15 protein-coding genes are annotated in these 12103 nt (G+C 60.1%); 14 read left to right on the forward strand and 1 reads right to left on the reverse strand.

Annotation, left to right across the window (positions count from 1 at the left end; translation table 11 throughout):
* The first annotated feature begins 81 nt into the window (after positions 1-81).
* The 4 genes from B0W55_RS20535 (at position 82) to B0W55_RS20545 (ending at position 3329) form a co-directional block, all read left to right on the forward strand.
* Positions 82-873 (forward strand): CPBP family intramembrane glutamic endopeptidase, encoded by a 792-nt coding sequence (locus tag B0W55_RS20535; protein ID WP_077047749.1) that lies wholly within the window; start codon positions 82-84, stop codon positions 871-873.
* 104 nt (positions 874-977) lie between these two features.
* A complete protein-coding gene (locus B0W55_RS20540; protein WP_077047750.1) occupies positions 978-2543 on the forward strand; it encodes a PAS domain-containing methyl-accepting chemotaxis protein in 1566 nt (521 codons plus the stop codon).
* 201 nt (positions 2544-2744) lie between these two features.
* Positions 2745-2891: a hypothetical protein gene (locus B0W55_RS30840; protein WP_175645533.1), complete on the forward strand. Its 147-nt coding sequence runs from the start codon at positions 2745-2747 to the stop codon at positions 2889-2891.
* A gap of 6 nt (positions 2892-2897) precedes the next feature.
* A complete protein-coding gene (locus B0W55_RS20545) occupies positions 2898-3329 on the forward strand; it encodes a type II toxin-antitoxin system YafO family toxin (RefSeq protein ID WP_077047751.1) in 432 nt (143 codons plus the stop codon).
* Between the two features lie 115 nt (positions 3330-3444).
* On the opposite strand, the gene B0W55_RS20550 is transcribed toward B0W55_RS20545, so the two are convergent.
* Positions 3445-4122: an alpha/beta family hydrolase gene (locus B0W55_RS20550; RefSeq protein WP_077047752.1), complete on the reverse strand. Its 678-nt coding sequence runs from the start codon at positions 4120-4122 to the stop codon at positions 3445-3447.
* A 92-nt stretch (positions 4123-4214) separates the two neighbouring features.
* On the opposite strand from B0W55_RS20550, the gene ccoN (B0W55_RS20555) reads away from it, so the two are divergent.
* The 10 genes from ccoN (B0W55_RS20555) (at position 4215) to B0W55_RS20600 (ending at position 11929) form a co-directional block, all read left to right on the forward strand.
* A complete protein-coding gene (gene ccoN / locus B0W55_RS20555) occupies positions 4215-5639 on the forward strand; it encodes a cytochrome-c oxidase, cbb3-type subunit I (RefSeq protein ID WP_077047753.1) in 1425 nt (474 codons plus the stop codon).
* A gap of 10 nt (positions 5640-5649) precedes the next feature.
* Positions 5650-6258 carry a cytochrome-c oxidase, cbb3-type subunit II gene (ccoO, locus tag B0W55_RS20560; RefSeq protein ID WP_077047754.1) on the forward strand — a complete coding sequence of 203 codons (609 nt, stop codon included), beginning with the start codon at positions 5650-5652 and terminating at the stop codon, positions 6256-6258.
* A gap of 3 nt (positions 6259-6261) precedes the next feature.
* Positions 6262-6453, forward strand: coding sequence for a CcoQ/FixQ family Cbb3-type cytochrome c oxidase assembly chaperone (locus B0W55_RS20565; RefSeq protein ID WP_077047755.1), 192 nt, complete (start codon positions 6262-6264; stop codon positions 6451-6453).
* The gene (gene ccoP / locus B0W55_RS20570) at positions 6450-7406 is read left to right on the forward strand and encodes a cytochrome-c oxidase, cbb3-type subunit III (RefSeq protein ID WP_077047756.1); all 957 of its coding nucleotides are present in this window, start codon (positions 6450-6452) and stop codon (positions 7404-7406) included. Before B0W55_RS20565 ends, ccoP (B0W55_RS20570) begins: the two co-directional genes overlap by 4 nt.
* Before the next feature lie 477 nt (positions 7407-7883).
* Complete coding sequence (ccoN, locus tag B0W55_RS20575) at positions 7884-9326, forward strand: cytochrome-c oxidase, cbb3-type subunit I (protein WP_077047757.1); 1443 nt, start codon at positions 7884-7886, stop codon at positions 9324-9326.
* Positions 9326-9934 carry a cytochrome-c oxidase, cbb3-type subunit II gene (gene ccoO / locus B0W55_RS20580; RefSeq protein ID WP_077047758.1) on the forward strand — a complete coding sequence of 203 codons (609 nt, stop codon included), beginning with the start codon at positions 9326-9328 and terminating at the stop codon, positions 9932-9934. The genes ccoN (B0W55_RS20575) and ccoO (B0W55_RS20580) overlap by 1 nt, the downstream gene beginning before the upstream one ends.
* 5 nt (positions 9935-9939) lie before the next feature.
* Positions 9940-10125 carry a CcoQ/FixQ family Cbb3-type cytochrome c oxidase assembly chaperone gene (locus B0W55_RS20585; protein WP_032831505.1) on the forward strand — a complete coding sequence of 62 codons (186 nt, stop codon included), beginning with the start codon at positions 9940-9942 and terminating at the stop codon, positions 10123-10125.
* A complete protein-coding gene (ccoP, locus tag B0W55_RS20590; RefSeq protein ID WP_077047759.1) occupies positions 10122-11105 on the forward strand; it encodes a cytochrome-c oxidase, cbb3-type subunit III in 984 nt (327 codons plus the stop codon). Before B0W55_RS20585 ends, ccoP (B0W55_RS20590) begins: the two co-directional genes overlap by 4 nt.
* 159 nt (positions 11106-11264) lie before the next feature.
* Positions 11265-11519, forward strand: a complete 255-nt coding sequence (locus tag B0W55_RS20595; protein ID WP_077047774.1) for a type II toxin-antitoxin system Phd/YefM family antitoxin — start codon at positions 11265-11267, stop codon at positions 11517-11519.
* On the forward strand, positions 11519-11929 hold the full coding sequence (locus tag B0W55_RS20600; protein ID WP_077047760.1) for a type II toxin-antitoxin system VapC family toxin: 411 nt from the start codon (positions 11519-11521) through the stop codon (positions 11927-11929). Before B0W55_RS20595 ends, B0W55_RS20600 begins: the two co-directional genes overlap by 1 nt.
* Positions 11930-12103: the final 174 nt, after the last annotated feature.

The raw sequence follows: 12103 nt of genomic DNA on the forward strand, positions 1-12103 counted from the left end.
GACTGACACGGCGCTTTCGCGAGCAAGCCCGCTCCCACAATGGACTGCAGTGACACGTAGAAACGCACACAAGGACTTCAAATGATCGCTTTGCCATGGACCTGCCTGGCCCTGCTCTCCCTCGGCTATGGGATCGCCCTCAGCTTTGGCCATCTCGGCTGGCTCGCCGGGATCTCCTTCGCTCTGTTGCTGATCGCCGGTTTCGCCGTTCGCCAACAAACCCTTCAATTCGTCCGTTACCTGGGCCACGCCCTGTTCATCGTGCTGGCCCTGGCGTTGGCGACACACTGGCTGCCCGGGTTCTACAACGGCCGCGTCATTGATCCGCAGCGGTTCACCGACGATGCCGTACCGTTTTCCATGTACCTGAACCTGGACAAGCCGCTGATCGGCTTCTGGCTGCTGCTGGTGTGCCCGTGGATCGTTGGCCGGCGTTCGCTGCGACCGAGCGCCTGCGCCGCGGCACTGGCGCTGGTCCTCAGCGCCGTGCTGGCCCTCGGTGGCGCGTGGTTGCTGGGCGTCATCGGCTGGGCACCGAAATGGCCGGAGCAGGCCTGGCTGTGGCTGCTCAATAACCTGCTGCTGGTGACGCTGGTGGAAGAAGCGCTGTTTCGCGGCTATATCCAGGGCGGTCTGAGCCGTCGCCTGGCCCATCTGCCTTACGGCGACCACCTCGCCCTGATCATCGCGTCTTTACTGTTCGGCCTGGCGCACGTCGGCGCTGGCTGGCAGTGGGTGATGCTGGCGAGCCTGGCGGGCATCGGTTATGGCCTGGCCTATCGTTTTGGCGGTCTGGCAGCGGCGATCGTCAGCCACTTCGGGCTGAATCTGCTGCATTTTGGTTTGTTCACCTATCCGATGCTCGCCGGCTGACGCAAGGGTCATTTTGCGACGCGTCACTGATTATCGAAAAATAATCTCAACAAAACCCGGCCATTGCCGATACAGCCCATGAAAGCCTTGCGGATTAAAAAGCCATGCGTAACAACCAGCCAATTACACAACGCGAGCGGACCTTCCCGGCTCAGCAACGGTTGATATCCACCACCGATGCCAAGGGCATGATCACCTACTGCAACGACGATTTCGTCGAGATCAGCGGGTTTTCGCGAGAGGAACTCATCCGTGCGCCGCACAACCAGGTGCGTCACCCCGACGTGCCGGCCGCGGTGTTCGCGCACATGTGGGCGACACTGAAACAAGGCTTGCCATGGATGGGCATCATCAAGAATCGCTGCAAGAGCGGTGATCACTATTGGGTCAACGCCTATGTGACACCGATCTTCGAAGGCAAACAGGTGATCGGTTTCGAGTCGGTGCGGGTCAAACCCACCGCCGAACAGATCCGCCGTGCCGAAGCGCTCTACCAACGCATCAACCAGGGCAAGTCGGCCATTCCCTCCACCGATAAATGGCTGCCGGTGCTTCAGGACTGGCTGCCGTTCATTCTGGTCAGCCAGTTGAGCTTCATGATCGGTGCCTCGCTCAATTCCCAGTGGGGCTTTGCCCTGGCGGCGGCGCTGTCGGTGCCACTGGGCCTGATGGGCCTGAGCTGGCAGCAACGCGGCATCAAACGCTTGCTGCGCCTGGCCGAGCAGACCACCTCTGACCCGCTGATCGCCCGGATGTACACCGACAGCCGGGGTGCCCAGGCGCGACTGGAAATGTCGATCCTCAGCCAGGAAGCGCGGCTGAAAACCTGCCTGACCCGTCTGCAGGATACCGCCGAACACCTGACCGAACAGGCCAAACAGTCCGATGCCCTGGCGCACAACAGCTCCAGCGGCCTGGAACGTCAGCGGGTGGAAACCGAGCAAGTGGCGACCGCCGTCAATCAGATGGCGGCCACCACTCAGGAAGTCGCCAGCCATGTGCAGCGCACCGCCGACGCCACTCAGGAAGCCAATCGCCTGACCGGCCGCGGTCGCGACATCGCCGGGGAAACCCGCGAAGCGATTCAGCGTCTGTCGGTGGTGGTCGGGGAGACCGGTCAGACCGTGACCCAACTGGCCAAGGACAGCGATGAAATCGGCGGTGTGGTCGACGTGATCAAGGGCATCGCCGACCAGACCAACCTGCTGGCGCTGAACGCGGCCATCGAAGCGGCCCGTGCCGGTGAGATGGGGCGCGGCTTTGCGGTAGTGGCCGATGAGGTTCGGCAACTGGCGCAGCGCACCAGCGAATCCACCGGGCAGATCCACGCCCTGATCGCCAAGCTGCAACAGACCGCCGGCACTGCGGTGCAAACCATGGAAGCCGGACATCGTCAGGCCGAAGAAGGTGTGGCGCGGGTACTGGAAGCGGATCAGGCCCTGGTGGGGATCAGCGAAGCGGTGGCCAACATCACCGACATGACCACCCAGATCGCTGCCGCCACTGAAGAGCAAAGCGCCGTCGCCGAAGAAATCAGCCGCAACATCAGCAACATCTCACATCTGGCTGACCAGACCTCGGAACAGGCACAGAACTCGGCGCTGCTGAGCGAAGAACTGACCAAGACTGCCAATACCCAGTATTCGTTGGTGGAACGCTTTAACCGCTGATGGATGCAGGAAAAGAAAAACCCGGACGGTGAAAGCCTCCGGGTTTTTTATTGGGGTTGACTACACCTCTGTACGTACCTGCCTACAAACCTCCCCGAATCAGCTGACTTGTCCATCCCCTGAGCCGCCCTCTATCGTTTGCCGCTCAAAATCTTTTCCCATAAGCTGGTCAGTATGAACTCACACCTTTCGGAGGCTCCGATGGCCACCACGAAAAAGATCGACAAGCCCAATAAAAAGGAGGTCCGTGATGAACTGACATTCCTTGATGTTCGGCAAGCGGCGCGTGATGGACAAAAAGCATTCGATAAGTTTGTGATCACTGGCAGGCTTCCTATTACAAAGTAGGCCTGAATGCCGGCGGTCAAAATTTCTGATCTTTTTAGACAAATAGGTAACTGGCAAAATTTCGCAGCACACTTTTACAACTACAAGGTCTGCGGTGAATTGCCGGCGGTGTTCGGACGAGACGAACGACTCGACCTGAGCGGCATGCACCACATCCACCTGGCAAGTACTCAACACACCCAAGTGCGCTGGTCGAAAATTGCCCGCCAGTACTACCGCACAGCGCTGACCAACGATCCCGACAATGATTTCTGGCTGATCTACGCTTTTGACGCTTTTCGGGATGAACATCTTTTGCTGACCATTACCGGGCCGGACGCACATAACCGAAGTGAGTGGGGATCATTTCTTCGTAAGGTGCACTTCGAGATCGTCGAACCTTGGATGATGGGGAAAATCATCTTTCCCGATCTGGATGATCTGGCGCCTGAATCCTGAAAATAATGGTCGACCCCTTTCGCGGGCAAGCCTCGCGTGTACAGTTTCTCGGCGCTCAAAAAAACCTGTGGGAGCGGGCTTGCTCGCGAAGAGGCCATACCCGCTACCACAGATCTCACTGAATAAACGCAGCCACTTTCTGCGCCGCAGCCGCCAAATGCTGCTCATGACTAAACCCCGACGCCTTCAACGGCTTCAAGTCATGATCCCCCGCCACCAGCCACATCACTTCGATACTCGGTGACAGATCGTAGCCCTCGACCGCCTCGCGATTGCCCAAGGCGTCGCGCTCGCCCTGCACGATCAAGGTCCGGGTTTTTAAAGCAGCCAAATGCTCGACCCGCGGTTTCTCCGGTTTGCCCACGGCGTAAAACGGATAACCCAGGCACACCAACGCATCCGCGCCCAGTTCATCGGCGAGCAAGCTGGCCATCCGTCCACCCATGGACTTGCCGCCGATCGCCAATGGCCCGGCGACATGACGTCGCACTTGGGCATACACCTCGCGCCAGCACTCCAGCAGTTTTGGCGCCGGATTCGGCGGACGCTTGCCGCCGTCGACACGGCGCTGCGCCATGTACGGAAACTCGAAGCGCAGCACATTGATGCCAAGCGCGGCGAGGCGTGCGGCCATGTCGTTCATCCAGTCGCTGTCCATGGGCGCACCGGCGCCGTGGGCGAGGATCAGGGTCGCCGACGCCGGCGCAACCGCGGCATTCCACAGCCATCCATGCTCGCGCACACACTGCGCCCATTGATCCCCGTCAATATCGGACTTGTGCCGTTTGTCCATGCTTGCCTCGCTTTTAGTCTGCCTATAACTCCAGGCGAAGGGACGTTGCCTTGCGCACGCGCCCACTTCGGCTGAACCGTGGATGGGGAACCATGAACACTTCTATCAGTACCGCCTACAACTACAAGGTGGTCCGCCAATTCGCCATTATGACGGTGGTGTGGGGCATCGTCGGCATGGGGCTCGGGGTTTTTCTCGCAGCCCAGTTGGTCTGGCCCGAACTCAACTTCAATCTGCCGTGGACCAGTTTCGGCCGCTTGCGCCCGTTGCACACCAACGCGGTGATCTTCGCTTTCGGCGGCTGCGCGCTGTTCGCCAGTTCGTTCTATTCGGTGCAACGCACCTGCCAGGCCCGATTGTTCGCGCCAAGAATCGCTGCGTTCTGCTTCTGGGGCTGGCAACTGGTGATCGTCCTGGCCGCCATCAGCCTGCCACTGGGCTACACCAGTTCCAAGGAATACGCCGAGCTGGAATGGCCGATCGACATCCTGATCACCATCGTCTGGGTCGCCTACGCCATCGTGTTCTTCGGCACGATCATGCAGCGCAAGACCAGACACATCTACGTCGGCAACTGGTTCTTCGGCGGGTTCATCATCACCGTCGCCATCCTGCACATCGTCAACAACCTTGAGTTGCCGGTGAGCTTTACCAAGTCCTACTCGCTGTACGCCGGCGCCACCGACGCCATGGTGCAGTGGTGGTACGGCCACAACGCCGTGGGGTTTTTCCTCACCGCCGGCTTCCTGGGGATGATGTATTACTTCGTGCCCAAGCAGGCCGAGCGTCCGGTGTATTCCTATCGCCTGTCCATCGTGCACTTCTGGGCGCTGATCACCCTGTACATCTGGGCCGGCCCTCACCACCTGCACTACACCGCCCTGCCGGACTGGGCGCAGTCGCTGGGCATGGTGATGTCGCTGATCCTGCTGGCACCGAGCTGGGGCGGGATGATCAACGGCATGATGACCCTGTCGGGCGCCTGGCATAAGTTGCGCAGCGACCCGATCCTGCGTTTCCTTGTGGTGTCGCTCGCGTTCTACGGCATGTCGACTTTCGAAGGGCCGATGATGGCGATCAAGACCGTCAACGCCCTCTCCCACTACACCGACTGGACCATCGGCCACGTGCACGCCGGCGCCCTGGGTTGGGTGGCGATGATATCCATCGGCGCGCTGTACCACATGATCCCGAAAGTGTTTGGCCGTGCGCAGATGCACAGCATCGGTCTGATCAACGCGCACTTCTGGCTCGCCACCATCGGCACCGTTCTGTACATCGCCTCGATGTGGGTCAACGGCATCGCCCAAGGCCTGATGTGGCGTGCAGTGAACGAGGACGGCACGCTGACCTACTCCTTCGTCGAAACCCTGGTGGCCAGCCATCCGGGCTTCGTCGTGCGCCTGGTCGGCGGCGCAATCTTCCTCAGCGGCATGTTGCTGATGGCCTACAACACCTGGCGCACCGTGCGGGCCTCGCAGCCTGCCGACGTCGCCGCAGCCGCGCAGATGGCCTGAGGAGTCCGCCATGAAACACGAAACAATCGAGAAAAACGTCGGCCTGTTGATGTTGCTGATGGTATTGGCCGTGAGCGTCGGCGGCCTGACCCAGATCGTCCCGCTGTTCTTCCAGGACGTGACCAACAAACCGGTGGAAGGCATGAAGCCCTACACCGCGCTGCAACTGGAAGGTCGCGACATTTATATCCGCGAAGGTTGCGTCGGCTGTCACTCGCAAATGATCCGCCCGTTTCGCGCCGAGACCGAGCGCTACGGCCACTACTCGGTGGCCGGAGAGAGCGTCTGGGATCACCCATTCCTCTGGGGCTCGAAACGCACCGGCCCTGACCTGGCCCGGGTTGGCGCGCGTTACTCGGATGACTGGCACCGCGCGCATTTGTACAACCCGCGCAACGTGGTGCCGGAATCGAAGATGCCCGCCTACCCGTGGTTGGTGGCGAACGCGCTGGACAGCAGCCACACCGCCACCAAGCTGCGAGCCATGCGCACCCTCGGCGTGCCCTACACCGACGACGATATCGCAGGCAGCGCAGACTCGCTCAAGGGCAAGACCGAAATGGATGCGCTGGTCGCCTACCTGCAAGTGCTCGGCACTGCGATCAAGAGCAAGAGGTGAGCCATGGTCGTTGAGATGAGCACTGGAATGATCCGCGGCCTGGGCACGGTCGTGGTGTTCGTAGCCTTCGTCGGCCTGAGCCTGTGGGTGTTCAGCGGCCAGCGCCGCCAGGCGTTCGCCGAGGCGCGCCTGCTGCCGTTCGCCGATGAGCCGCAACCCGATATTAGCGAAGAAACGAGGAGCACCCGCCCATGACTACTTTCTGGAGTACATGGATCTGCGTACTGACCATTGGCAGCCTGATCGGCCTGACCTGGCTGTTGATAGGCACCCGCCGCGGCGAAACCAAGGGCAGCGTCGACCAGACCATGGGCCACAGCTTCGACGGCATCGAGGAATACGACAACCCGTTGCCGCAATGGTGGTTCATGCTGTTCGCAGGGACACTGGTGTTTGCCGTGGGCTACCTGATCCTCTATCCGGGCCTGGGCAACTGGAAAGGCATCCTCCCCGGCTATGACAACGGCTGGACTGGGGTGCATGAATGGGAAAAGGAGATGGACAAGGCCGATGCGAAGTTTGCACCGATCTTCGCCAAGTTCGCCGCCATGCCTGTGCAAGAGGTGGCGAAGGATCCGCAAGCCCTGAAGATGGGCGGTCGCCTGTTCGCTTCCAATTGTTCGGTGTGCCACGGCTCCGATGCCAAGGGCGCGTTCGGCTTTCCCAACCTGACCGACAGCGACTGGCGCTGGGGCGGCAACGCCGACACCATCAAGGCGACCATCATGGGCGGGCGTGTGGCGGCGATGCCGGCCTGGGGTGACATCCTCGGCGAGGCCGGGGTGAAAAACGTGGCTGCGTATGTACGCCATGAACTGGCCGGCCTGCCTTTGCCGGCCGACAGCACCGCCGACCTGCAGGCCGGACAGCAGGCATTCAGCACCACGTGCGTAGCCTGTCATGGGGCAAACGGCCAAGGCACTGAAGCCATGGGTGCGCCGAACCTGACGCACCCGGCCGGTTTCATCTATGGCAGCAGCCTGGCTCAGTTGCAGCAGACCATCCGCCATGGTCGCCAGGGCCACATGCCGGCGCAGAGCGAACTGCTCGGCAACGATAAGGTGCAACTGCTCGCGGCCTACGTGTATAGCCTTTCCAATCGTGAAGAGCCGTCGAGCGGCAAGCTTCACGCCACGAGCGCCAAGTAAAGGAAAACGCAAACGCTGCAAGCAACGAGTTGCCACTCGAAGCTTGCAGCTGCTTCCTTTTGTCACACCCCCTCTATCCCGGCCTTTCGGTTCCCCTGATTCGGGTCTAAGCTTCGTCGATGCGGACTGGCCGGCGCCGGTTCCAGGTCGACCCACGACGATGTGTTCGACGAATCTGCCCGATGACAGGCCGCAAAGGCTGGTAGATACCGGCTGTCGCGCCAGTTGCCTTCGGTCACCCAGTCGTTGCATTTGAACACACCCCGTTACATCCGACCTGACCCCCTCGCCTGATGAGTCCGCCCGGACGTTTTGTCCATGGGTAATTTTAACCTTACGCGGCGCATGGAAAGGCCGCAGAATCAGCATTTGAAAGCATTGACCCAGGTCATGGCGCGTTGCAATGACCCCCTGCTTTCTCCATACTTGCGGCCGATTTTCAATCCTAATAAAACACCCAAACCGTGGAACCTTAGAATGAGCACAGCAATCAGTCCGACTGCTTATAACTATAAGGTAGTCCGCCAGTTCGCCATCATGACGGTGGTCTGGGGGATCCTTGGCATGGGGCTCGGTGTCTTCATCGCCTCTCAACTGGTCTGGCCGGAATTGAACTTCGGTCTGCCCTGGACGAGCTTTGGACGCCTGCGCCCGTTGCACACCAACCTGGTGATTTTCGCCTTCGGTGGTTGTGCACTGTTTGCCACTTCCTATTACGTCGTGCAGCGAACCTGCCAAACGCGACTGATTTCCGACAGCCTCGCGGCCTTCACCTTCTGGGGTTGGCAAGCGGTGATCGTCGGCGCCATCGTTACCTTGCCGCTGGGTTACACCACCACCAAGGAATACGCTGAGCTGGAATGGCCCCTCGCCATTCTGCTGGCCATCGTCTGGGTCACCTACGGTCTGGTGTTCTTCGGCACCATCGTCAAACGCAAGACCAAGCACATCTATGTCGGCAACTGGTTCTACGGTGCCTTCATCGTGGTGACGGCGATGCTGCATATCGTCAACCACGCCTCCCTGCCGGTCAGCTTCTTCAAGTCCTACTCGGCCTACTCGGGCGCCACCGATGCGATGATCCAGTGGTGGTACGGGCACAACGCCGTAGGCTTCTTCCTGACCACCGGCTTCCTGGGGATGATGTACTACTTCGTGCCGAAACAGGCCGAGCGTCCGATCTACTCCTATCGCCTGTCGATCGTGCACTTCTGGGCACTGATCACCCTGTACATCTGGGCCGGTCCTCACCACCTGCACTACACCGCGCTGCCAGACTGGGCGCAATCGCTGGGCATGGCCATGTCGATCATCCTGCTGGCGCCAAGCTGGGGCGGCATGATCAACGGCATGATGACCCTGTCGGGCGCCTGGCATAAGCTGCGCACCGACCCGATCCTGCGCTTCCTGGTGGTTTCTCTCGCGTTCTACGGCATGTCGACCTTCGAAGGCCCGATGATGGCGATCAAGACCGTGAACTCGCTGTCGCACTACACCGACTGGACCATCGGCCACGTACATGCCGGCGCTCTGGGCTGGGTGGCGATGATCTCCATCGGCGCGATCTACCACATGATTCCCAAACTGTTCGGTCGTGCGCAGATGCACAGCATCGGGCTGATCAACACTCACTTCTGGCTCGCAACCATCGGTACCGTGCTCTACATCGCTTCGATGTGGGTCAACGGCATCACCCAGGGCCTGATGTGGCGTGCAATCAACGATGACGGCACCCTCACCTACTCGTTCGTCGAAGCGCTGCAGGCCAGCCACCCTGGCTACATCGTTCGCGCCCTGGGCGGTGCGTTCTTCGCCACCGGCATGCTGTTCATGGCCTACAACGTATGGCGCACCGTACGTGCCTCGAACCCGGCCGAAGCCGAAGCCGCCGAACAGATCGCTGTAGTTGGAGCTCACTGATGAAGCATGAAGCAGTCGAGAAGAACATTGGCCTGCTGGCCTTCTTCATGGTCATCGCCGTCAGCGTCGGCGGCCTGACCCAGATCGTTCCGCTGTTTTTCCAGGACGTGACCAACAAGCCGGTAGAAGGCATGAAGCCGCGCACCGCCCTTGAACTGGAAGGCCGCGACATCTACATCGCCAACGGCTGTGTCAGCTGCCACTCGCAGATGATCCGTCCGTTCCGTGCCGAAACCGAACGCTACGGCCACTACTCGGTCGCCGGTGAAAGCGTCTGGGACCACCCGTTCCTGTGGGGTTCCAAACGTACCGGTCCGGACCTGGCCCGTGTTGGCGGCCGTTACTCCGACGACTGGCAGCGTGCGCACTTGTACAACCCGCGCAACGTAGTGCCCGAGTCGAAGATGCCGGCCTACCCGTTCCTCGTGGAAAACAAGCTCGACGGCAAAGACACCGCGAAGAAAATGGAAGTCTTGCGCGCGCTCGGCGTCCCTTACACCGACGAAGACATCGCCGGTGCCAAGGATGCCGTGAAGGGCAAAACCGAAATGGACGCGCTGGTGGCCTATCTGCAAGGCCTGGGCACCATCATCAAAAGCAAACGGTGATCTAAATGGATATCGGGATGATTCGTGGCCTGGGCACCGTCGTTGTGATGGTGGCCTTTGTCGGCCTGGCCTTGTGGGTGTTCAGCCCCAAGCGCAAGTCGGAGTTTGAAGACGCCACCTTGCTGCCTTTCGCGGATGATCCCGAAGCCATCAAGCACGTCGAGCAAGCTTCTAGGAGTAACAAAGAATGACTACATTCTGGAGTCTGTACGTCACAGTCCTCAGTCTCGGTACGATCTTTTCCCTGACCTGGCTGCTGCTGTCGACCCGCAAGGGCCAGCGCAGCGAGGCGACCGAAGAGACGGTTGGGCACTCTTTCGACGGGATCGAGGAGTACGACAACCCACTGCCGAAATGGTGGTTCATGCTGTTCGTGGGCACCATCGTGTTCGCCCTGGGTTACCTGGTGCTGTACCCCGGCCTGGGCAACTGGAAAGGCCTGCTGCCGGGTTACAACTACCTGGATAACGAAAAGCAGACCGCGTTCGCCAACGGACAGACCGGCTGGACCGGCGTTCACGAGTGGGAAAAGGAAATGGCTCGCTCGGACGCCAAGTTCGGTCCGATCTTCGCCAAGTTCGCTTCCATGCCGATCGAAGAAGTGGCCAAGGACCCGCAAGCCCTGAAGATGGGTGGTCGCCTGTTCGCCTCCAACTGCTCGGTCTGCCACGGTTCCGACGCCAAGGGTGCCTATGGCTTCCCTAACCTGACCGACGCCGATTGGCGCTGGGGCGGCGAGCCGGAAACCATCAAGACCACCATCATGGGCGGCCGTCACGCGGTCATGCCGGCGTGGGCTGAAGTGATCGGCGAACAAGGCGTTGCCGACGTCGCGGCGTTCGTCGTGACCAACCTCGATGGTCGCAAGCTGCCGGAAGGCACCAAGGCCGACCCGGTTGCCGGCCAGAAACTGTTCGCCGCCAACTGCGTGGCCTGCCACGGTCCGGAAGGCAAAGGCACCCCGGCGATGGGCGCCCCCAACCTGACTCACCCGGCGGCGTTCATCTACGGTTCGAGCTTCGCACAACTGCAGCAGACCATCCGTTACGGCCGTCAGGGCCAGATGCCTGCGCAGGAACTGCTGCAAGGCAACGACAAGGTTCACCTGCTGGCCGCTTACGTCTATAGCCTGTCTCATGGTGAGAAGGCTGCGGTGGAAGACGCGCAGTAAGGTCAAGGCTTGATGCAACAGAAAAGGCCCCGTCATCTGACGGGGCCTTTTTTTTGCTCATCAATCAACCGGTGGTCATTCGATCACTCCACGGCATTGCGGGAACAGCAAGCACGTAGTAACGTTTCTACATCAAGCCATTGAGGAGGGTCACGCATGATGGCGATCACCACCATTTCCAGCCGCGAATTCAATCAGGACACAAGTGGTGCCAAAAAAGCTACGCGCCAAGGGCCGGTTTTCATCACTGACAGGGGCAAACCCGCGCATGTACTGCTAAGCATTGAGGATTACCAGAAACTGACCGGCACCGATGCCAACATCGTTGACCTCTTGGTAATGCCAGAAGCGGCGGACATCGAGTTTGAAACCGAGCGCGCCGTGATTACTCATCGCCCCGTGGATCTGTCTTGATGTATCTACTCGACACCAATGTGATTTCTGAGTTGCGCAAACCCCAGGCTGACGCGAACGTCGTCGCCTGGGCGAAAAGCATCATCGCCCCACGCATGTTTATTTCAGCCATTACCTTGAAGGAGCTGGAAACAGGGGTGCTGCGGATTGAGCGTCGTGATCCTGCTCAGGGAAAGGTTTTGCGCACCTGGCTCAAGCGCCACGTCATGCCAGCTTTCGATGCCCGGATTTTACCGATCGATGCCGCCGTGGCGCTTCGTTGTGCCAGCTTGCATGTCCCGGATCGAGTCAATGAAGCCGACGCATTGATTGCCGCGACGGCGCTGGTTCACGGGCTGACCGTCGTCACTCGCAACGTCAGCGACTTTCAGGCAAGCGGCGTTCAACTCATTAACCCGTGGCTCGATTGAGCATCGAGTGATTCGTTTGACGGCGCCAATACAACTTTGAAGAAGACGGCTGGGCGATGGCGCCCATGAGATAGCGATCGCGAGCACGCTTTGCCCCTGCGGCGTGTAAAACCGGCCATAATTCACAAGTCAATTGATACAGGTCATTACACGGTCATCAGCGTTCCACCAACG

The sequence above is a fragment of the Pseudomonas sp. KK4 genome (assembly GCF_001984065.1).
GTDB lineage: Bacteria > Pseudomonadota > Gammaproteobacteria > Pseudomonadales > Pseudomonadaceae > Aquipseudomonas.

Bases quoted from the DNA above. Each gene is read 5' to 3' on its own strand.
- B0W55_RS20535 (WP_077047749.1), top strand. From the start codon at position 82: ATGATCGCTTTGCCATGGACCTGCCTGGCCCTGCTCTCCCTCGGCTAT.
- B0W55_RS20540 (WP_077047750.1), top strand. From the start codon at position 978: ATGCGTAACAACCAGCCAATTACACAACGCGAGCGGACCTTCCCGGCT.
- B0W55_RS30840 (WP_175645533.1), top strand. From the start codon at position 2,745: ATGGCCACCACGAAAAAGATCGACAAGCCCAATAAAAAGGAGGTCCGT.
- B0W55_RS20545 (WP_077047751.1), top strand. From the start codon at position 2,898: ATGCCGGCGGTCAAAATTTCTGATCTTTTTAGACAAATAGGTAACTGG.
- B0W55_RS20550 (WP_077047752.1), bottom strand. From the start codon at position 4,122: ATGGACAAACGGCACAAGTCCGATATTGACGGGGATCAATGGGCGCAG.
- ccoN (WP_077047753.1), top strand. From the start codon at position 4,215: ATGAACACTTCTATCAGTACCGCCTACAACTACAAGGTGGTCCGCCAA.
- ccoO (WP_077047754.1), top strand. From the start codon at position 5,650: ATGAAACACGAAACAATCGAGAAAAACGTCGGCCTGTTGATGTTGCTG.
- B0W55_RS20565 (WP_077047755.1), top strand. From the start codon at position 6,262: ATGGTCGTTGAGATGAGCACTGGAATGATCCGCGGCCTGGGCACGGTC.
- ccoP (WP_077047756.1), top strand. From the start codon at position 6,450: ATGACTACTTTCTGGAGTACATGGATCTGCGTACTGACCATTGGCAGC.
- ccoN (WP_077047757.1), top strand. From the start codon at position 7,884: ATGAGCACAGCAATCAGTCCGACTGCTTATAACTATAAGGTAGTCCGC.
- ccoO (WP_077047758.1), top strand. From the start codon at position 9,326: ATGAAGCATGAAGCAGTCGAGAAGAACATTGGCCTGCTGGCCTTCTTC.
- B0W55_RS20585 (WP_032831505.1), top strand. From the start codon at position 9,940: ATGGATATCGGGATGATTCGTGGCCTGGGCACCGTCGTTGTGATGGTG.
- ccoP (WP_077047759.1), top strand. From the start codon at position 10,122: ATGACTACATTCTGGAGTCTGTACGTCACAGTCCTCAGTCTCGGTACG.
- B0W55_RS20595 (WP_077047774.1), top strand. From the start codon at position 11,265: ATGGCGATCACCACCATTTCCAGCCGCGAATTCAATCAGGACACAAGT.
- B0W55_RS20600 (WP_077047760.1), top strand. From the start codon at position 11,519: ATGTATCTACTCGACACCAATGTGATTTCTGAGTTGCGCAAACCCCAG.